Below are 17,271 nucleotides of genomic sequence, written 5' to 3' on the forward strand. Positions count from 1 at the left end.
TTTTGTCTGGCATCAAGGTCCAGCGTCTGGCGTTTTACACCAGCTCAATGGCCACTGCGGTGGCTTCACCGCCGCCGATACACAGGCTGGCCACACCGCGTTTGCCGCCGGTGCGCTTGAGCGCGTGGATCAGGGTCAGGATGATGCGTGAGCCGGTGGAGCCCACCGGGTGGCCCAGGGCACAGGCGCCGCCGTGGATGTTCACTTTTTCGTGGGGAATGCCCAGATCAAGCATCGGCATCATCGCCACCATGGCGAACGCTTCGTTGATCTCGAACAGATCCACGTCGTCCACGCTCCAGCCCGCTTTCTTCATTACCGCTTCGGTGGCACCGATGGGGGCAATGGTGAACTCGCTGGGGTGTTTGCTGTTGGTAGCGTGGGCAAGGATGCGTGCCAGCGGCTTCAGGCCGCGCTCGGTGGCCACGGATTCGCGGGCCAGTACCAGTGCAGAGCCGCCATCGGAGATGGAGCTGGCATTGGCGGCAGTTACGGTGCCGTCTTTGGCAAACGCCGGGCGTAGGGTGGGGATCTTGTCGATCTTGGCGTTGCCAGGTTGCTCGTCGGTATCGACCACGGTTTCGCCTTTACGGGTCTTCACGGTCACCGGCACGATTTCGTCCTTGAACCAGCCGTTTTCAACGGCGGCATTGGCACGGTTCAGGGATTCGATGGCGTAGTTATCCATGTCTTCGCGGCTGATGCTGCGCTTATCGGCTATTTCCTGAGCGAAAGAGCCCATCAGGCGGCCGGTTTCCGCATCTTCCAAGCCATCCAGGAACATGTGATCCATGACCTGACCATGCCCCATGCGCATGCCGGCACGGGCTTTTTCCAGTATGTACGGGGCGTTGGTCATGGATTCCATACCGCCAGACACAACGATATCGTTGGTGCCAGCCTTGATGGAATCGTAGGCAAACATGGTGGCCTTCATGCCGGAGCCACACAGCTTGTTGATGGTGGTGGCGCCGGTGCTGTCTGGCAGGCCGGCCAGACGCATGGCCTGACGGGCCGGGCCTTGTTTCAGGCCGGCGGGCAGTACACAGCCCATGATGACTTCCTGCACGTCTTCGGCTTTCAGGCCGGCGCGAGCGACGGCTTCACGAATGGACGCGGCACCCAGTTCCGGGGCGCTGACCGCGGACAGGGAACCCTGGAAACCGCCCATGGCGGTGCGGGCACCGTTTACAATGACGACTGCATCATCAGACATGCTTTTCTCCTGCCAAACAGTTGAAGGCGCTCTTGAAACGCAAAAACGAAAAAGAAACGCCACGGAACGTAAAAATTGGGGCGCATTGTACTTGAAACAAGGGCATTGCGCCCCATTTGACAGGGACCTGCCGGTCACGGGCCGCTGGTATTTGATAGGTTTTGTCTATGATTGTGAAAGGCAATGCCTTGCCAGCCAGTGCCCGCAGTAGAGATCACGACCGGTAGCTTGTTATTATCGTTTGGCCGCAGGCCACCGGCAGGTTGCCTGCGGGGAATTTAGGCCCGTTGCTGTGAGCAATGGGACAACATGATGTCAGGGGAAATGACTATGGCTTTTGAATTACCGCCGCTTCCGTTCGAGAAAAATGCACTGGAACCGCATATTTCTGCCGAGACGCTGGAATATCACCACGGCAAGCACCATAACGCCTACGTGACCAAGCTGAACGACATGGTTGCCGGCACCGACAACGAAGGCAAATCCCTGGAAGAAATCATCAAGAGCGCCGACGGCGGTCTGTTCAACCAGGCAGCCCAGGTATGGAACCACACCTTCTACTGGAACAGCCTGAGCCCTAATGGCGGCGGCGCTCCCAGTGGTGATCTGGGCGCAGCCATCGACAAGGCCTTCGGTTCTTTCGACGAGTTCAAGAACCAGTTCAACGCCAAAGCAACCGGTAACTTCGGCTCCGGCTGGACCTGGCTGGTGAAGAACAGCGATGGCAGCCTGGAAATCGTTAACACTGACGATGCCGACACCCCGATTGCCCACGGCAAGGGTCAGGCTCCGCTGTTCACTGTAGACGTGTGGGAACACGCCTACTACGTGGACTACCGCAATGCCCGTCCCAAGTATCTGGAATCCATCTGGAACCTGATCAACTGGGACTTTGCAGCCAGCAACTTTGCTGCATAAACCCGGCTGGGTAAAAGCCTGACGGTTTCTTCGCAGATACCGTTCAGGCAATGAAAAAGGCCGCTTTTGCGGCCTTTTTTGTGTCTTTATGGCGGTAAAAGAGTAAGTTTGGTAGCGTCCGACAGGCTCGGGATCTTGTTGGGCTGATGACGGTCGAACCCCGCGATAGTGATGACAATAATAAGGTGTTGTATGCGTTTTATTGGATTAGTGATGTTGCTTGCCGGGCTGTGGGTGAACCCGGCCATGGCCGCCGAGCAGGCAAGTGACACAAAAGCAGCGCAAACCAAGGGCGCTGCTGATGAAGCAAAAAGCCCGGAGCAGCAGGCCATGGATGCCTTGGCCGAAGCGGGGATTCGCCAGGCCTTGCAGGCGATTCAACGTTCCGGGGGCATGTACCCGTTTGGCTTGATCCGGTCCGGTGAAACGGTACAAGCGGTGGGCTATTCTGGCGAAAAAGAGGATGCGCCACCGGCCGATGAATGGGCACGGGCATTGTTTGGTAAGTTGCGGGCTATTAGTAATGAGCAGCCTGATGTGGATCTGATGGCACTTTTTCGGCTCCATGAAATCACCAATGATGACGGAGAAAAAATCGTTGGTGTATGGGCTGAAGTGGATCACCGTATCGTTCGTCCGTGGGTGATTTTTTTACCCTTGGTGAAAAATGAGGAAGGCAAACACGAGTTGGGCGAAATGATTTATTTTGCCACGGAGCAGCCGCTATTCGATAAGAGCGTAGAGAAATAGAGCGGTGTTTGATGACGGGCATGGGTTGCAAAAGTCGATACCGTAAACAGTATTTTGGTGTGAACCTTGGCAAAATTGGCCGAGGCTCTGATTAGGATTTTGGAATGACGCGAGATCGTGAAGTCAATCTTGGTGACCTGAATGAGGTTGCTGTCGATGAACCCCGAGCGAACACGCCCCGTGCGGCGTCGGGTGGAAATGGCAAAAAAACACCCCCCGGCGGCGGCAAGCCGAAACCGCAGAAGCCTGCGTCTTCCAGTGGTGGCAATGGCGGCTGGATGATGGCTTGCCTGGTGTTGGTGGTGCTGATTGCGGTTCTGGGCGTCTGGTTCAGTAAGCAAGTGGCTGGTTTGCAGGCTCAGCTGGATAATCGGCTCACCGAATCCAGTGAAAAAATGGGCAACCTTCAATCTCGTCTGTCGGCGACCGATGAAAGCCTTAACCAGTCCTCCGGAAAACTGCTGGATACGGTTCAGTCCCACGGCAAGAAACTGGAAGCTAATCAGGGTGAAATCCGCAAATTGTGGGACTTGAGCAACAAGCGTAACAAAGCCGCCATTGCTGAACAGAAAAAAGCCCTGAACGCGCTGTCTGCCTCGGTGAACGAGGTTAAAAAAGGTCAGGCGGGTGTGGACGGGAAATTAAAAAGCATCAGCACCGATGCCGCTGCGCTGAAAAAGCAGGTGGAAAGTGCGGTGGCAGCGGTGAACAAAAGCAGTGACCAGTGGCAGAGCCAGATCGGGCAAATGCAGACCCGGGTGGAAGTACTGGTCGATAGCATCAAGCAACTGGAGCGCCAGCAAACCAGCCTGAAAAGCGGGCTGGATAAGGTGGAAAAAGCCCAGGGGAAAATCTCGACGCTGGATGGTCGGGTGGACGATGTTGAAGCCGCCGTGGCGGCGTTTGATGCCTATCGTCTGCAGGTCAATAGCCGCCTGGATTCACTGGAAGGGCGTTGATCGCGTAACCGACAAGGGCCTGTGTTCTCCGGGGGGAGGGGCGGGCCTGGTGTCTGATTGATATCCAACCAACAATAATCAAAAAGAGCGTTTTGCCATGGCCAAGATGCCGCATAGTCCGCTATCGGAAAGTAAAGCAAATCGGTTGCAGGGCCTGAACCAGGACGTGCTGGCGGTGGCGCCGCCGGCGCCATTGCCCGATACGGATTCCACCCCGTTTATTTCTCCGCCCCGGCAGGGGCCGGTGGCCATGTCGGAAGGAGGGCGTTCCGGGCTGCTGTGGTTGTCCCTGGGGCTGGCCTCGGTTGCCGCCTTACTGGTGGTGGCATTGTGGCTGGGACAGCGTTCCGCTAACCGGGAACTCAGCGAAATACGGCAACAGTACTATCAGCTTGCCGCCGAGCTGGCAGAACAAAAATCCAGTGCCTCAGCGACTCCGCAGGCCTCTGCCGGGGCGTCCGCCAATGTGGCGGCTTCCGTGCGCGATGACCTGCGTCAGCTAAGCGCTAAAGTCCGTGGGCTCACCGTGGCGGTGGCCAAATTGAACAGCGCTGATAACAGCGATGCCACCGTGGCGCTGGGCAAACGTCTCGACGGGTTGGGTACCAGCGTTAAGGCGCTGTCATCACGCGTGGCCACCCTGTCGAGCCGGTCACCGGCGCAACCGGTGGCGCAGCCAGTGTCACAGCAGAATGATTCCCGGTTGAGTACGCTGCAAAACCGGGTCAGCAAAATCGACAACGATCTGCAGGCGCTTTACCGCATCCTGCAGGGAGGTTAACCGGTGGGCTCGGGGGCTGGTAATTACTCGATAGCCTGCTAGAATAGCCGCCCACTGCGCCAGTGGTGGAATTGGTAGACACGCCAGATTTAGGTTCTGGTGCCGAGAGGTGTGAAGGTTCAAGTCCTTCCTGGCGCACCATCACAAAGAAAGGCCGCAACAGTTTCCTGTTGCGGCCTTTTGCGTTTTTGCCCCTGCAAAAAATGCGATCACTTGCGGTAACGCTGCCAGCGGCTCCGCCATCGGGATGGGAGAGCCGCTGGCTTCCGGTTCTCAATAATCAGAAGTTGTAGCGAACATCCATGTTGATGGAGCGGCCCGGTTCCAGCAGGGGTTCCACGGTGGCGAATTCCTGGCCATAGCTGGCACGCTCGGTGTATTCCTCGTTGTTCAGGTTGTCCACGGACAGGCGCAGGGACAGGGCGTCGATCGGAGTGTAGTTCACGTACACGTCGACCACGGTGTAGCTATCCTGCTTTTCCCCAAGGCCATTGGACTCCAGATCATCATTTTCCAGGGCGATTTCCGTGGTTAGACCAAGGGCCCACTGCGTGTTCGGCCAGTAGAGTTCGCCGCTGATAGCCACTTGTTCACCCAAAGGCACGGTGAAATAGTTGCCGTCGTATGAGGTGGCGAATTCGTCATCCATTTTCGATTCGATGTCGGCATAGGTCACCGCCAGTCGGCCCAGATCGGCGCGGTAGCCAACGGTGGTGTCAAAGCCGTTGATATCAAAGTCGGAGAACAGGTCCGGGCCGCCACCATAGGTGGGAACGCGTGCATCGCGCAGGCCGGTTTCGAATTGATTCGCTTCGACGAAGAAGCCGTTCCAGTTGGCCTTGAACCCCACGGTGTGGTTGTGGGATTGCACCGGCTTCATGTCGTTGTAGACCCAGGCGCCGTTGAGAATAAAGTTCTCGGCCAGCGCCGTGCCACCCCAGACATCGGCGTAACCGGCATTGATGGCAAAGTGTTTGTTGAAATGAAATTCGGCGAAGACGTTACTGCTGGTGCCTTCGTCTTCGTGGCTGGAATCATCGGTGCCGGTGAAATCTTGCTGGTCATGACGCAGGCCGTAGGACAGATCCAGGCGCTGAAATAAAGTGTGGCGGAACTGTAAGAAGGCACCGGTATTTTCGGCTTGCTCTTCCAGGTCCGGGTCTCCCGCGAACTGGAAGACGGCGCTGTCATCGTAGTAGTCCATGCCGGCAGTGATATCCACGAAGCCGGTATGGAAGGTGTTTTTGGCGGTGGCCGATACGCTCTCGGTGATGCCGGTGTATTCCACCGTGGTGTTGGGGGCGGCTAGCGGATTTTCGCTGGTCACCAGCTCGGTCTCGTTATTGGCGAGGGTCACTTCCGGGTTCCACAGCCCGCTGCCTGTCAAACGACTATAACCGAGCACGGTGTTCTGGCGGGTCAGGTCATAGTTACGGGACGCCGGCACCGGCCGGCCGACAGTGAGCCCGGAAAAATTGGCCCGGTAAGGGCGCTCGGAATCATCGTTAACCACTTCGTGGCTCAGTTCGATTCGCCCGACGTCGGCATTTTCGTAGGCCAGTTTGGCCAGACCACTGAGTAGCCCCGGTTCGGTGTAGGGCACGTTGTCGCCATTGGCATCTTCGTAGTGATTACCCTCTACCTGCTTTACGTAGCCTAAGGCTTCGAAACCATTACTGCGGCCGAACAGGGAGCCTGCTGTAGTGACAGCATCGCCATTGGAGGCGTAGCGGCCGTTTAGAAAGCCGCCCAGGTTGTCGCCCGGGGCGAGCATGTCGGCCACGTCCACGGTTTCGTATTTCAGGGCACCGCCCAGAGCACCGGGGCCGTCATCGGCCGAGGCCACACCGGCGGCGGCACTGGCGGATTTCAGCAAAGCGGGGTCAATCAGGTTGGTGGCGTTGTGGTGGAAAACCTTGTTGTTCTGGCGGGCGCCATCCACGGTGACCAGCATGGCGGTTTCTTCCACGCCGCGCACATAGACCTTTTCGTTGACCGGTATGGAGCCGCCGACAGAGACGGAGGCTTCGTTTTTGAATAGGTCTTTGGTGTCCTGGGGCTGTACGCGGGCGATATCGCTGTGGTCATAGCTAACGATGTTTTGCAGGTTGTCGCCGCCGGTGGCGCTGACTTTCACTGGTTCCAGGGTGGACACGCTGGTGTTGGCCTTGGCCAGTGAAAACGATCCATCCGCTTGTGCGTTTGCCACCAGGCCGGTGCCGGCAAGGATCTGGCTCAGGCCCTGTGCCGAAGTGTAGCTGCCTTGCAGGCCCTGGCTCTGTTTGCCCGCCGCAAGCTGCAGGTCGCCGGCAATCAGGGTGCCGGAGGCAGTGGCAAAACGAGTCAGGACGGTATTGAGCGGCCCGGCCGCGATGTTGTATTGCTGCTGGCCGGTTTCTGCCTGAGCAGAAAGGGGCAGGGTCAGGGCGAGAGGGAAGGTCAGGCCCATGGCAAGGCGCAGTGTCATTGCTCGCAATGCGGGGCGGGCAGGTTGGTAACGGCTCACGGTCACTCCAGTGTTGTCAGGATGGTGGTGCCCCTTTTTTGTCGGGGCTTACTGACATATCGAACAGCGGGCGGGAAAGCGGAAAAGTTTTTTCGTTTTTCGGGTTAGTTTTTTTATCAGGGGCTGGAGGGATCGATATTGGTCCAGCCGGGCAGGGGCCGGGTGACTCGGATGGGCAGTGCGGATGCCAGCATATCCAGGGCCTGTTGTGGGTCGGTCAGCGGGAAGCCCCCGAACACACGTAGGTCGGCCACTGCGGGTGAAATATTGATGTAACCATGCTGGTAGCGACTCAGTTCATCGACCAGTGCGTCCAGGCGGATATCGTCGGCTACCAGAATCCCTTTGTGCCAGGCTTCCCGTGCGGGGTCAGCAGGGAGAGCCGGTTGCAGTGCGTCGGCTGAAAAACGGGTTTGCTGCTGCGGGTGCAGCACGCTTTTCTGCTGGGCCTGGTTGGTGATCTCTACCGCGCCGTCGTAAACCGCCAGGAACGTCGTGTCTGTTTCCCGGCGCACGGTGAAGCGGGTGCCCAGTGGCTGGAGCTGACCTTGCGGTGTAAACACCACTAGTGGCCGCGGGTCCGCCTTGCCGGTTTCAATCAGTACTTCGCCCTGTATTACGTGGATTTGCCGTTGCGGGCCGCTCAGAAGGGTATCGATGGCGCTGTTGGTGTTCAGCCACAGGCGGCTGCCGTCGGCCAGTTCCAGGGCGCGGATTTCGCCTGTGCCGGTGCGGTACTGCGCGTTCCAGCTTGTTACCAGGTGAGGTAGCGGTGTCTGTCGCCAACTCACCCAGCCCAGGCCGCCGGTGCCCATGGCCAGCGCCAGGCCGGTAATGACACTGCGGCGCTGAATGCGGTTGTGGCGTGCCTGTTTCAACGTGGCTTCGGCGTGTGCCGGGTGGGTGGCGGCGCTGGCGGTGCTGAACTGTTGCTCAATGCGCTCCACCATCTGCCAGCCGCGCAGGTGGTCCGGGTGCTGCCGGAGCCATTGCTGCCAACGCAGTGTGTCGCTGTCGCCGGCCTGCCCGGAGCGCATCAGGGCAAACCAGTCGGCGGCGTCACTGAGAATCTGCTGATCGATGTGCGTCGCACTGCTCATGGTTGGGCGGCCATATCGGTACCTTCCAACCGGGCCTGCAGGCGCAGGCAGGCCAGCATGCCCTTGGCGAGATAGTTGCGCACGGTACGCTCGGATACACCTAGCTGTGTGGCGATTTCCTTGCCGCTGAGGCCATGCACCATGGACTGGATAAAGGCATGGGCCACCGCGTCGGGTAAGCGGCGCAGCATGGTATCGACTTCCACCAGGGCCTCCATGGCGGCGGTCTGTTGTTCGGCGGAGGGGCTTTGTGGCTCGGGAAGGTGGAGCAGGGTGTCCAACCAAGCCTGTTCGATTTCCCGGCGGCGCCACAGGTCAACGCATAGGCCGCGGGCCATGCGGCTCAGGTAGGCGCGGGCGGTGTGATGATTCAAGTGGCGGGGTTTGGTGAGCAGGCGAATAAAGGCGTCGTGGGCCAGGTCGGCGGCATCATCGCGACTGCCGAGCCGCCGCTGCAACAGGCTATGCAGCCAGCTGTGATAGTCGGTATACAGCGTTTCTACAGACAGGGATTCCTGCGCCACCCCGGACATGATCCCGCCCCCCAGCGTTGTTCTGTAAAGAATGAATGCCGAATACTATTTGAGAATGGATATCATTACAATAATGAGAATGAAACGCATATTGTGACGCTTGCCCCAGTCTTCGTTTTTCTTTGAGAAAAAAGTCACCATCGATGAGCGTTATTCGTCTTCTATAGAGACAAGGAAAAATGCGCGATGCAGAAGGAGCTGAGGATGGAAGGTAAAGGCATGGAGCAAGCCCCGGCCGCCAAGAGCGATGAGCAATGGTTGACCGGGGCGGGGTTGAAAGCCACGTTGGCGCGGGTGCGTATTCTGCAACACCTGAAGGCCGCCCACGATGAGCAGCGCCATCTGGGTGCGGAAGAAATCTATGCTCGGTTATATCAGGCGGGAGAAAGAATCGGTATTTCAACCATTTATCGGGTTTTGCTGAATCTGGAGCAAGTTGGGCTGGTAACCCGTCACCAGTTTTCTCAGGGTGCGGTGAGCCGGTGTGTGTACGAGCTGTCATTCGGTGAGCGCCACGATCATATGGTGTGTGTGGAAACAGAGAGGGTGATTGAATTTCGGGACGCGGTGATTGAGGCACGACAAGAACAAATTGCACAGGCCCACGGCTATGAGGTTATCGGCCGGGAGCTGGTTATTCGGGTGCGCCGTATCACCCCGTAGCCGGCAGCGCTTGGCGCTTGTCAGACCAGCGGTCAGTCCTTGCCTTGTGCTTGCCCTGTTGGGTGGGTACAACCATAGAAAGTCCAGATGGGAGGCACGGTGCGAGATACCACGCAAGACAGCCATGATGACAATAACAGCGACAACCATCGCGAAGAGGCGTCTCGCTCGCCAATACAGCGTGTGCTGGAAAAGGAAAAGCTCATGCTGTTGGCGTTGGTGGCTCTGGTCGCGGGCGCGTTGATGCTGGGCTTCTTTGCTCACTCGGAAGGGATCGAGGCGCGCACGGCCTTGAAAGATATCCAGTTAACCCTGACCCAGGCGGCAAATTCCCTGTAGTGACAGTGTCGCTGCCGTTACCCCCCCCATCCCAGCTGTGCAGCGTAGCGCGTTTTCGCTCGTTCCGGGCAGCAAGGCCGGGATGTTTCCCGACCAGTTCCTTTTAGATTGGATTACCCCGAATACCCTGCACGTTGCCGAACGCTCGATGCCGGATGCCTGACGCAAAACCATGTAACCTGAATGGCTGTCACTATTGCGGTACATCATTTGAGGGATCTTCAGCGAACCGGGTAATACGTTTTACCAAGAGAGCATAGGGGCCAAGGTTTTTCAGGTTTGGATTGTTAGTCGCCGATGGCCATGCGCACCGTTTCTGTAGTGGTGATTTGTGCCGTATCGTAGACCTGCCGACGGCGTTTCGGGTCCATCATGTTGTAACCAAACGCAGTCAGGTCGTCCGCATTGGGTTCGATGCGGATGACGGTTTTGCCGCTTTTTTCCAGTAAGGCCACTTCCCGATCCACGATTGCGGTCATGTAGCGGCGCACCTGCCGTTCTATTTTCATCAAGGGGGAGCGGGGCTTGTCCGGCTGGCTTGAGGCCATGGGGGCCAGCACGATCACTTCGTCCACCGCGCTGTCGGCCAGCAGGTCGGCGGAAGTGGGTGACGCTACGCCGCCATCAATGTAGGTGCGGTTGGCCACGGTGACAGGCGGGCACCAGAACGGCACGCCATAGGATGCGCACACCGCGTCGGTAATGGTGGCTTTGGGTGCACCGCCCTTACCAAACGGGATCCGTTTGCCGCTGTTTGTGTCCACCGCCATGATCCAGGTGGCCGGGTGGCTGACCCAGTCCTTGCCGGCGGTGGCGCTATTTACCAGCTGACGGAAGGGGGCCATGTCGAACTGTCCCCGTGGCAGCAGCCCGCAGATGGCGGTCAGTGGCGAAATCTCGCCGCGCAATCCTTTCAATGCCAGTTTGGCGCCGGTAAACCGGGCGCCGGGCAAGGGCGGTAGCGCACCGCCGGTATCGGTGTCGTGATCCCACTGGCACTGATCGCTGGTGCCTTGCTGGCAGTCGCGTAATTGCTCCACGGACACGCCGCTACCCAGCAGTGTGGCAAGCACGGCACCGGCGGAGGTGCCTACCAGAATGTCCGCATCGCGGGCGTCCCAGTTCAGTTGCTGTTCCAGCTGGTGCAGGGCAGCAATGGACCAGGCGCCGCCGGCGACACCGCCGCAGCCGATGACCAGGGCCCGGCGAGGGGAGGATGAGGAAGCCGTTTTGGCCATGATCAAAATACCTTTTGGGTGGCAGAAGTCAGGGTGTAATTGTCAGCGTCGAAGGTTTTTAGCAGGCGCTGCATTTCCAGTGTACTCCAGGGAAAACCGACGCTGTTCACGCCGTTCTTGTCCAGGTAGTAACTGGAGCAACCGCCGGTGTTCCAGACGGTACCCTGCAAGTCTTTCTGAACCTTGCGGTTGTATTGTTGCTGCACGTCGGCTTTCACTTCAATGCGGCTGAGTTGTTGTTCGCGCATGGTTGTCAGGGTGCTGACGATGTAGTTGATCTGCGCTTCGATGACGATAAAGGCGGAGTTATGGCCGATGCCCAGATTGGGGCCGAGCACCATGAAGGCATTGGGCAGGCCATTGATGCTGGTGCCCCGGTAGGCCTGCATGCCGTCTTCCCACATCTGGCTGAGTGACTCGCCGGCATCATTGAAGATATGGTTGGCAATGGGCGGTTCAGTGACAAAAAAACCGGTGCCGAGAATCACCGTGTCCACTTCGCATTCGCTACCATCCTGGCCAATCAGCGTGTTGCCGCGAACCTCTTTCAGGCCGGTGTGAAAGACATCCACGTTGGGCTGGTTCAGGGTCGGGTAGTAGTTGTTGCTCATCAGCACGCGTTTACAGCCGAGGGTGTAATCCGGGGTGAGCTTGGCGCGCAGAGCCGGGTCCTTGATGGCCACTTTCAGGTGCGCGAGCCCGAGCTTCTGGATTTGCCGCAGGAGGGCCGGGCGCCGGAAGCCGATACCGAAGGTTTCAAAGCCACCGTAGAGCATCTTGCGCCAAGCGCTCAGGGTGAACGGCAGGCGGAAGAAGTTTTCCTCGATTTTGGGAATGCTGTGATCCGGTTTCGGCAGCACCCATTGCGGGGTGCGCTGGAACAAACTCAGATGACGGGTTTTCGGTTGGATCTCCGGCACGAATTGAATGGCTGAGGCGCCGGTGCCGACCACGGCCACGCGTTCGTCAGTCAGGTCGTGGTCGTGGTCCCAGCGTGAGGAATGAAACAGCTTGCCGTCGAACTCTTTCAGCCCGGGAATCGCCGGAATAATTGGCTCGTGTAGATAACCGGAACAGGCCACCACGGTGCGGGCCAGATAGAACTGATCAGCCGTTTGTACTTCCCACAGCTGGCGGCTTTCGCGCCATTGCGCTCGTTCCACGGCCTGGTTGAAACGAATGGCGGCAGGGAGGTCGTAGCGAGTGGCGGTGTCGCGAACGTAATCGAGAATTTCTGCCTGGCCGGCAAAGGCTCGGGTCCAGTCTGGTTTCTGGGCGAAGGAGTAGGAATACAGCGCCGATGGCACATCGCAGGCACAGCCGGGGTAGGTGTTGTCACGCCAGGTGCCGCCCAGGTCAGCGGCTTTTTCCAGGAGCACAAAATTATCGAACCCAGCTTCCTTGAGGCGAATTCCCAGGCCGATGCCGCTGATGCCAGCGCCTACGATCAGGACGTCATAAACGGGGGTGTTGGCTTGCTGTGTCATGGCGAGTTCCGTTACTGGTTCGGTTGCGGGCTGAAGAAATCCATCGCCCGGTTGGTCAGATTCAGGTTGGCCACCTGTTTGGCCAGGCTGTAGATATCCGGGTAAATCACTCGGGCGCCGCCCTTGCGGAAGGTGTTGTAAATCCGTTCAGCCAGCACCTCCGGTTTGCCCGTGGGGATAAAGCGAGACGCTGGCCCTTTTTTGACCTGGCTGCGGGCGTGATTTTCCAGGCCGGAATAGATTGGGCCGGGGTAGACGGTGATCACGTTGACGCCCTGCTTTTTCAAGTCCAGTCGGGCAATTTCCGATGCCAGGCCGATACCTGCCTTGGCGCCGCCGTAATAGCTGCAGCCGCGAATCGGTACCCGGCCGGCCATGCTGGCCACATTGATGACGCAGCCGTGGCGAGCGTCCACCATGGCGGGCAGGGCCAGGTCCATTAGTCGCATGGGCGCGGTGAAATTGATATCCAGTAGACGCTTGCCTTTCTCCCAGCCGGTGCCGGTAATGCTGATGATGTCCATGATGCCAGCGCAGTTGACCAGCACGTCCACGGCCCCGCAGCGGTCCTCCAGCGATTGCCACCAGCGTGGCAGGGCCTCGATATCGGTCAGGTCGCAGGTTTCTGGATGCGCGTCGTGTTTCTCGGCGACCACAGCCAGCGCTTCGGCATTTAGGTCCACGAGGGTGATGCGGGCCTTGGGATGATGCTGACGAAACTGGCCGGCGAGCTGGCCGCCGATGGCACCGGCACCGCCGGTAATCAGAATGTGAGTCGGGTTCATGGTTGTTGCCCCTGATGGTTGTGATTGGCAATGGCGAGCCAGCAGGCATCCCTTGCTCGTTTCAGGTCGTCGTCGCTGAGTGTCAGGTAGCCCAGCCGTTCCGCTTTGAACACGCCCACAAAGGCGCCCCAGAACAGGGCGATGGCCAGGTCCGGTTTCATGTGATCGCCGAGCAGCCGGGTGCGTTGGCCGATGATCACCATCATGCCCAGGGGAATCAGCAGGGCTTGTTCCTGGCGCCGGCTTTCGTCGGTGAGGTAGCTATGGTGGTCCTGCATTTCCAGAAACTGGAAGGCGTCGGGTTCCTCCCGCGCAAACGCGGTGAGCCGTGCCCAGAGGGTATCGAACAAGGCGCGGGACGGGTGCATCAGGTCCAAGTCCGACAGCAGCCTTTCCTGAAGGTGCTGCTTGGTGTCCTGGAACACCGCATTGATCAGCGCTTGCTTGCTATCAAAGTATCGATACAGGGTGCCCACGCCAACGCCTGCTTCGGTCGCAATCGGCGGAACAGGAGTGCCGTGGAGCCCGTGTTCAGCAAATACGCTCAGTGCCGCCCGGACAATTTGCTCCCGTTTACGGGGCTCTTTGCCAAGGGCGCTGGCGGAGGAAACATTAGCCATTATTGAACTCGCACAGACAGTGAATGAATGATCATTCCGTTAATGTGCCATTACATGATGTATTGGTGAAGGGGTGTTTCGGTCAAATGAGGACAAATGACAGGCGCAAGCGGCGAGCTTCTAGCGCTTCGTTGTTGATCCAATGAATGCCTTGGCGATCATGTGCTAGAAGCGAGAAGCTAAATCAGCCCCTTCTCCCGGGCGGCGTGCTCGGTGAGTTCGGCTACCAGGGTAACCGGGCGGGCGTAGGAGCGGTCGTAGTGGGCCTGGGACAGGGCGTGACATTCGGCGCTAATCTGGTCGTACAGCTGGCGCGGGGTCATTGCCTCTGTGGGGGGCAGGGCGCGCAGGCCGAAATGCTCGTAGGGGATCATCTTGGAGCCAGCGGCCTTGAGCAGCTCTGGTATCCAGCCTTGGGGGGCGAGCTGGGTTTGGTAACGCAGATTCTGGAAGTCCAGCTCGGTGGCCAAGCGGTCGGCGTCGGCTACCACAAAATAGTTGTCCACCACCTGACACAGCAACAGGTTCAGGCGTCGCCAGACAATGCTTTTCTCTTTGTTGGTGTAGCCATTCCAGTGCACTACCTCGTGACTAAAACGGCTACAGCCACGGCAGACTGTGTCACCGAATACGGTGGAACAGACGCCAATACAAGGGGTGTGGATTCGATTTACTGCCATGGGTGAAAGCCTAACAGAAAAGCCCGTGGCGGGGAGAGCCTCGTCGGTCGGTTGCCGGTAATTTGAGCGGCTGTCTGACACGCCGCAGGCACCGGGCGCCATGGCCTGTGGGCCGAGCGCCTGTAGCTTGAGCAATGCGGGCAAATCGGCCATAGTTGGGCGTTCAAAATTGCTTTATGTTGCACGCAATAATAAACAGGGCCGATCTGGACGAACTGGATACGGCAACGCTGGAGAATAATAATGCGATTGGCTGTGCTGCTGGGCGCTTGTCTTTGGGCTCTTTCGGGTTGTTCCGGAGTGGGGATGGGGATTCCTTCCACGCCGGGGGCCTTTCTGGATGCACCAAAGGGCAAAACTTTTGCGCCTATGGATACGCTGGATCCGCGTAATGCCATGGTCTACATCTACCGTCCGATTACCCGCTGGGGCTACGAAGAAGTTCAGGCGCCGGTATTTTTCTTGGACTCCTCTCAACTGTTCGGCCTGAAGGCCGGTGCCTATGAGTGGCTGGAACTGCCCGCTGGCACTCATGATTTCTATGCCCGCCGACCGCTCAGCGTGCTGTACCTGAAGATGGTGTTTGAAATGCCGCTGAAGGTGGATGGCGGTGAGGAATACTTCTTCCGTTATTCGGAAACCCGTCCGTTGGACATGGAAGAGCTGGTCGCTAACCCGCAAGACTATCAGCAGGCCGGTCCGTTGCAGCGGGTGCCTCGTGCTCTGGCGTTGCGGGAAATTGCGGATCTGCGGCTGGACGAGCCGGGGGTGTATTACGGTGGCGATGACGTGAAAGAGAAGCGTTGGGCGCCGTTTTATACTTATTCGACGGAATAAGAGCTAGCTACAAGCGGCAAGCTACAAGCTGCAACACGGGCGGATCGGGTGCCAAACGAATGGTCGTTTTGGCCGCGTTTCGTACCTGCTGATGAATCAAAAAAATGGGGAACCCTTTCGGGTTCCCCATTTTCATTTTTGCAGCTTGCAGCTTGCAGCTTGCAGCTTCTTGGCTAGTCTCCCTCAGTCAACCGCCGCTTGGTCTGCAGCAACTGTTTCCACTGCTCCACATATTCGGGCAAGGGGGGGGAGGTCAGGTTCATGCCGGTCATTTCCTGCACGGTCTGGGGGCTGACGGATTTGCCGCCGTAGACGTTGGCCACACGCAGCAGGGCATGGGTGTGCAGTTTGCGCTGGGATTCGAAGCGCTGGTCGTAGTACACGTATTTGTCGTCCCAGCCGAGGATCCGGGTGTGTACCTGGAATTGTTGATAGGGGCGCAGTTCGCGGATATAGGCGATTTCGGTATTGGCGACCACGCCGTTGCAGCGGGCTTCGAGCATGCGGTTGAGCAGGCCGGTGACCACGGCGTGTTCCAGCCGGCTACGGTCCATGAACTTCAGGTATTTGGCGTTGTTCAGATGCATGTTGAGGTCGATATCCAGCAGGCCTACCCGGAATTCCATGGTGACCACATCAAGCAGCTGGTGCGTTGGCGGCCGTTTGCGGCGGCGCGCTGCGCTGATCAGTTCAAGCATCCGATCTCCCTATGCCACGGCGATTACCGCAGCCCCATTTATTATCGTTGGTAAGTGTGCACAGAAAAACGCCGTTCAGTATAGCGGGACTGGAACCGGTTCACACTATTTGCGGGGGAAGGCGTTACAGCTTTTACGTTCCCGCTACACCTGGGCCAAGTGCAGGCTGAACAGGTTTTGTGGGTCGGTCCAGCAGCTTAGTGGGGTGAGCCCGGCGGCGACCAGTTCGGCACTGAAGCCTTCCACGGTAAATTTATAGGAATTTTCCGTGTGAATGCGGGTGCCGCTTTTCAGGGTTAGGGTGCGTTCACCGAGCTGGATGTGTTGATCGCCAAGGCATTCCAAATGCATTTCGATACGCTGTCGGGCGGCATTGTAGAACGCCACATGCTGCACGTTGTTGGTATCAAACTGGCAGCCCAGTTCCCGATTCAGGTGGTGCAGTGCGTTCAGGTTAAAGGCTGCGGTAAGTCCCTCCGCATCGTTATAGGCCGCGTTCAGTCGTGCATCGGGTTTTTGTAAGTCGGCGCCGATCAGCAGGGCGCCACCGGGGCCGGCCAGCGTGCGCAGGCCCTTGAGAAAATCGGCGCGGGCGGCGGGTTCAAAATTACCAATGGTGGAGCCGGGAAAAAACACCACCCGGCCCGGTTCTGCAAGGGCTTGGGGCATGGCCATGGCCTGGCAGTAATCGGCGCACACCGCACTGATGTGCACGTCGGGAAAGTCATGAGCCAGTTGGTGAGAGGCACCGAGCAAGCACTCGCGGGAAATTTCCAGTGGCATGTAGTGGCGAGGCTGCCAGGCATCCAACAGTAGTCGGACTTTTTCACAGCTTCCGGCACCGGGCTCGGCAATGGTTTGTGGTTGATTGAGCCGTGCCCGAATCTCTTCAGCGTAGTCGGTGAGCAGCGAGGTTTCAGTACGGGTGGGGTAGTACTCCGGGGTGCGGGTGATGCGGTCAAACAGGGTAGACCCCGCTTCATCGTAAAAATATTTGGGGTGCAGGGACGGATTGGGCGCACAAAGAGACTGGCTGACTTCGGCCAGCATATCGGTCGCCGGCGGGTACAGGTCGTAAAACGTCAGGTTTGGGCAAAGCTGCTGGTGGTTCAACGGGATGTGTTGATGCTTCATCTTAGCCTCTGCAAGAAGTCGGAGGGG

18 protein-coding genes and 1 tRNA gene are annotated in these 17,271 nt (G+C 58.4%); 8 read left to right on the forward strand and 11 right to left on the reverse strand.

The window, feature by feature from the left end; genetic code table 11:
- Nucleotides 1-34: 34 nt before the first annotated feature.
- Complete coding sequence (locus ABNH18_RS00835) at nucleotides 35-1,216, reverse strand: acetyl-CoA C-acyltransferase (protein WP_349380992.1); 1,182 nt, start codon at nucleotides 1,214-1,216, stop codon at nucleotides 35-37.
- 330 nt (nucleotides 1,217-1,546) lie between these two features.
- On the opposite strand from ABNH18_RS00835, the gene ABNH18_RS00840 reads away from it, so the two are divergent.
- The 5 genes from ABNH18_RS00840 to ABNH18_RS00860 all read left to right on the forward strand — a co-directional run bounded on the left by ABNH18_RS00840 (nucleotide 1,547) and on the right by ABNH18_RS00860 (nucleotide 4,765).
- Nucleotides 1,547-2,134, forward strand: a complete 588-nt coding sequence (locus ABNH18_RS00840) for a superoxide dismutase (protein ID WP_349380993.1) — start codon at nucleotides 1,547-1,549, stop codon at nucleotides 2,132-2,134.
- A gap of 192 nt (nucleotides 2,135-2,326) precedes the next feature.
- The gene (locus ABNH18_RS00845) at nucleotides 2,327-2,884 is read left to right on the forward strand and encodes a hypothetical protein (protein ID WP_349380994.1); all 558 of its coding nucleotides are present in this window, start codon (nucleotides 2,327-2,329) and stop codon (nucleotides 2,882-2,884) included.
- Between the two features lie 104 nt (nucleotides 2,885-2,988).
- A complete protein-coding gene (locus ABNH18_RS00850) occupies nucleotides 2,989-3,843 on the forward strand; it encodes a hypothetical protein (protein WP_349380995.1) in 855 nt (284 codons plus the stop codon).
- Nucleotides 3,844-3,940: 97 nt separating this feature from the next.
- Nucleotides 3,941-4,624, forward strand: a complete 684-nt coding sequence (locus tag ABNH18_RS00855; protein ID WP_349380996.1) for a hypothetical protein — start codon at nucleotides 3,941-3,943, stop codon at nucleotides 4,622-4,624.
- A gap of 56 nt (nucleotides 4,625-4,680) precedes the next feature.
- Nucleotides 4,681-4,765, forward strand: a tRNA-Leu gene (locus ABNH18_RS00860).
- A gap of 139 nt (nucleotides 4,766-4,904) precedes the next feature.
- Here ABNH18_RS00860 and ABNH18_RS00865 read toward each other — a convergent pair.
- The 3 genes from ABNH18_RS00865 to ABNH18_RS00875 form a co-directional block, all read right to left on the reverse strand.
- A complete protein-coding gene (locus tag ABNH18_RS00865) occupies nucleotides 4,905-7,130 on the reverse strand; it encodes a TonB-dependent receptor (RefSeq protein ID WP_349380997.1) in 2,226 nt (741 codons plus the stop codon).
- Nucleotides 7,131-7,246: 116 nt separating this feature from the next.
- Nucleotides 7,247-8,230: a FecR domain-containing protein gene (locus ABNH18_RS00870; protein WP_349380998.1), complete on the reverse strand. Its 984-nt coding sequence runs from the start codon at nucleotides 8,228-8,230 to the stop codon at nucleotides 7,247-7,249.
- Nucleotides 8,227-8,763 (reverse strand): sigma-70 family RNA polymerase sigma factor, encoded by a 537-nt coding sequence (locus ABNH18_RS00875; protein WP_349380999.1) that lies wholly within the window; start codon nucleotides 8,761-8,763, stop codon nucleotides 8,227-8,229. The genes ABNH18_RS00870 and ABNH18_RS00875 overlap by 4 nt, the downstream gene beginning before the upstream one ends.
- A 186-nt stretch (nucleotides 8,764-8,949) precedes the next feature.
- Between ABNH18_RS00875 and ABNH18_RS00880 the strand changes: the two genes are divergently transcribed.
- On the forward strand, nucleotides 8,950-9,426 hold the full coding sequence (locus tag ABNH18_RS00880; RefSeq protein ID WP_349381000.1) for a transcriptional repressor: 477 nt from the start codon (nucleotides 8,950-8,952) through the stop codon (nucleotides 9,424-9,426).
- A 99-nt stretch (nucleotides 9,427-9,525) separates the two neighbouring features.
- A complete protein-coding gene (locus ABNH18_RS00885) occupies nucleotides 9,526-9,765 on the forward strand; it encodes a hypothetical protein (RefSeq protein ID WP_349381001.1) in 240 nt (79 codons plus the stop codon).
- 287 nt (nucleotides 9,766-10,052) lie between these two features.
- Here ABNH18_RS00885 and ABNH18_RS00890 read toward each other — a convergent pair whose 3' ends face one another.
- From ABNH18_RS00890 to ABNH18_RS00910, 5 genes are all read right to left on the reverse strand, one after another.
- The gene (locus tag ABNH18_RS00890) at nucleotides 10,053-11,003 is read right to left on the reverse strand and encodes a patatin-like phospholipase family protein (protein WP_349381002.1); all 951 of its coding nucleotides are present in this window, start codon (nucleotides 11,001-11,003) and stop codon (nucleotides 10,053-10,055) included.
- Nucleotides 11,004-11,005: 2 nt separating this feature from the next.
- On the reverse strand, nucleotides 11,006-12,490 hold the full coding sequence (locus ABNH18_RS00895) for a flavin-containing monooxygenase (protein ID WP_349381003.1): 1,485 nt from the start codon (nucleotides 12,488-12,490) through the stop codon (nucleotides 11,006-11,008).
- An 11-nt stretch (nucleotides 12,491-12,501) separates the two neighbouring features.
- Nucleotides 12,502-13,275 (reverse strand): SDR family NAD(P)-dependent oxidoreductase, encoded by a 774-nt coding sequence (locus tag ABNH18_RS00900; protein ID WP_349381004.1) that lies wholly within the window; start codon nucleotides 13,273-13,275, stop codon nucleotides 12,502-12,504.
- On the reverse strand, nucleotides 13,272-13,895 hold the full coding sequence (locus tag ABNH18_RS00905; RefSeq protein ID WP_349381005.1) for a TetR/AcrR family transcriptional regulator: 624 nt from the start codon (nucleotides 13,893-13,895) through the stop codon (nucleotides 13,272-13,274). Before ABNH18_RS00905 ends, ABNH18_RS00900 begins: the two co-directional genes overlap by 4 nt.
- 179 nt (nucleotides 13,896-14,074) lie before the next feature.
- Nucleotides 14,075-14,575, reverse strand: a complete 501-nt coding sequence (locus ABNH18_RS00910; RefSeq protein ID WP_349381006.1) for a DUF1289 domain-containing protein — start codon at nucleotides 14,573-14,575, stop codon at nucleotides 14,075-14,077.
- Between the two features lie 306 nt (nucleotides 14,576-14,881).
- Between ABNH18_RS00910 and ABNH18_RS00915 the strand changes: the two genes are divergently transcribed.
- Nucleotides 14,882-15,412, forward strand: coding sequence for a DUF2846 domain-containing protein (locus ABNH18_RS00915; protein ID WP_349381007.1), 531 nt, complete (start codon nucleotides 14,882-14,884; stop codon nucleotides 15,410-15,412).
- A gap of 173 nt (nucleotides 15,413-15,585) precedes the next feature.
- On the opposite strand, the gene ABNH18_RS00920 is transcribed toward ABNH18_RS00915, so the two are convergent.
- The gene (locus ABNH18_RS00920) at nucleotides 15,586-16,110 is read right to left on the reverse strand and encodes an acyl-CoA thioesterase (protein ID WP_349381008.1); all 525 of its coding nucleotides are present in this window, start codon (nucleotides 16,108-16,110) and stop codon (nucleotides 15,586-15,588) included.
- A 144-nt stretch (nucleotides 16,111-16,254) separates the two neighbouring features.
- A complete protein-coding gene (gene egtD / locus ABNH18_RS00925) occupies nucleotides 16,255-17,244 on the reverse strand; it encodes an L-histidine N(alpha)-methyltransferase (protein ID WP_349381009.1) in 990 nt (329 codons plus the stop codon).
- Between the last annotated feature and the right edge of the window lie 27 nt (nucleotides 17,245-17,271).

It is taken from the genome of Alcanivorax sp. (assembly GCF_040118815.1).
In the GTDB taxonomy this organism is placed as follows: Bacteria; Pseudomonadota; Gammaproteobacteria; order Pseudomonadales; family Alcanivoracaceae; genus Alcanivorax.

Excerpts from the sequence above, each read along its gene's own strand:
- ABNH18_RS00835 (WP_349380992.1), bottom strand. The coding sequence starts at position 1,216 with ATGTCTGATGATGCAGTCGTCATTGTAAACGGTGCCCGCACCGCCATG.
- ABNH18_RS00840 (WP_349380993.1), top strand. The coding sequence starts at position 1,547 with ATGGCTTTTGAATTACCGCCGCTTCCGTTCGAGAAAAATGCACTGGAA.
- ABNH18_RS00845 (WP_349380994.1), top strand. The coding sequence starts at position 2,327 with ATGCGTTTTATTGGATTAGTGATGTTGCTTGCCGGGCTGTGGGTGAAC.
- ABNH18_RS00850 (WP_349380995.1), top strand. The coding sequence starts at position 2,989 with ATGACGCGAGATCGTGAAGTCAATCTTGGTGACCTGAATGAGGTTGCT.
- ABNH18_RS00855 (WP_349380996.1), top strand. The coding sequence starts at position 3,941 with ATGGCCAAGATGCCGCATAGTCCGCTATCGGAAAGTAAAGCAAATCGG.
- ABNH18_RS00870 (WP_349380998.1), bottom strand. The coding sequence starts at position 8,230 with ATGAGCAGTGCGACGCACATCGATCAGCAGATTCTCAGTGACGCCGCC.
- ABNH18_RS00875 (WP_349380999.1), bottom strand. The coding sequence starts at position 8,763 with ATGTCCGGGGTGGCGCAGGAATCCCTGTCTGTAGAAACGCTGTATACC.
- ABNH18_RS00880 (WP_349381000.1), top strand. The coding sequence starts at position 8,950 with ATGCAGAAGGAGCTGAGGATGGAAGGTAAAGGCATGGAGCAAGCCCCG.
- ABNH18_RS00890 (WP_349381002.1), bottom strand. The coding sequence starts at position 11,003 with ATGGCCAAAACGGCTTCCTCATCCTCCCCTCGCCGGGCCCTGGTCATC.
- ABNH18_RS00895 (WP_349381003.1), bottom strand. The coding sequence starts at position 12,490 with ATGACACAGCAAGCCAACACCCCCGTTTATGACGTCCTGATCGTAGGC.
- ABNH18_RS00900 (WP_349381004.1), bottom strand. The coding sequence starts at position 13,275 with ATGAACCCGACTCACATTCTGATTACCGGCGGTGCCGGTGCCATCGGC.
- ABNH18_RS00905 (WP_349381005.1), bottom strand. The coding sequence starts at position 13,895 with ATGGCTAATGTTTCCTCCGCCAGCGCCCTTGGCAAAGAGCCCCGTAAA.
- ABNH18_RS00910 (WP_349381006.1), bottom strand. The coding sequence starts at position 14,575 with ATGGCAGTAAATCGAATCCACACCCCTTGTATTGGCGTCTGTTCCACC.
- ABNH18_RS00915 (WP_349381007.1), top strand. The coding sequence starts at position 14,882 with ATGGGGATTCCTTCCACGCCGGGGGCCTTTCTGGATGCACCAAAGGGC.
- ABNH18_RS00920 (WP_349381008.1), bottom strand. The coding sequence starts at position 16,110 with ATGCTTGAACTGATCAGCGCAGCGCGCCGCCGCAAACGGCCGCCAACG.
- egtD (WP_349381009.1), bottom strand. The coding sequence starts at position 17,244 with ATGAAGCATCAACACATCCCGTTGAACCACCAGCAGCTTTGCCCAAAC.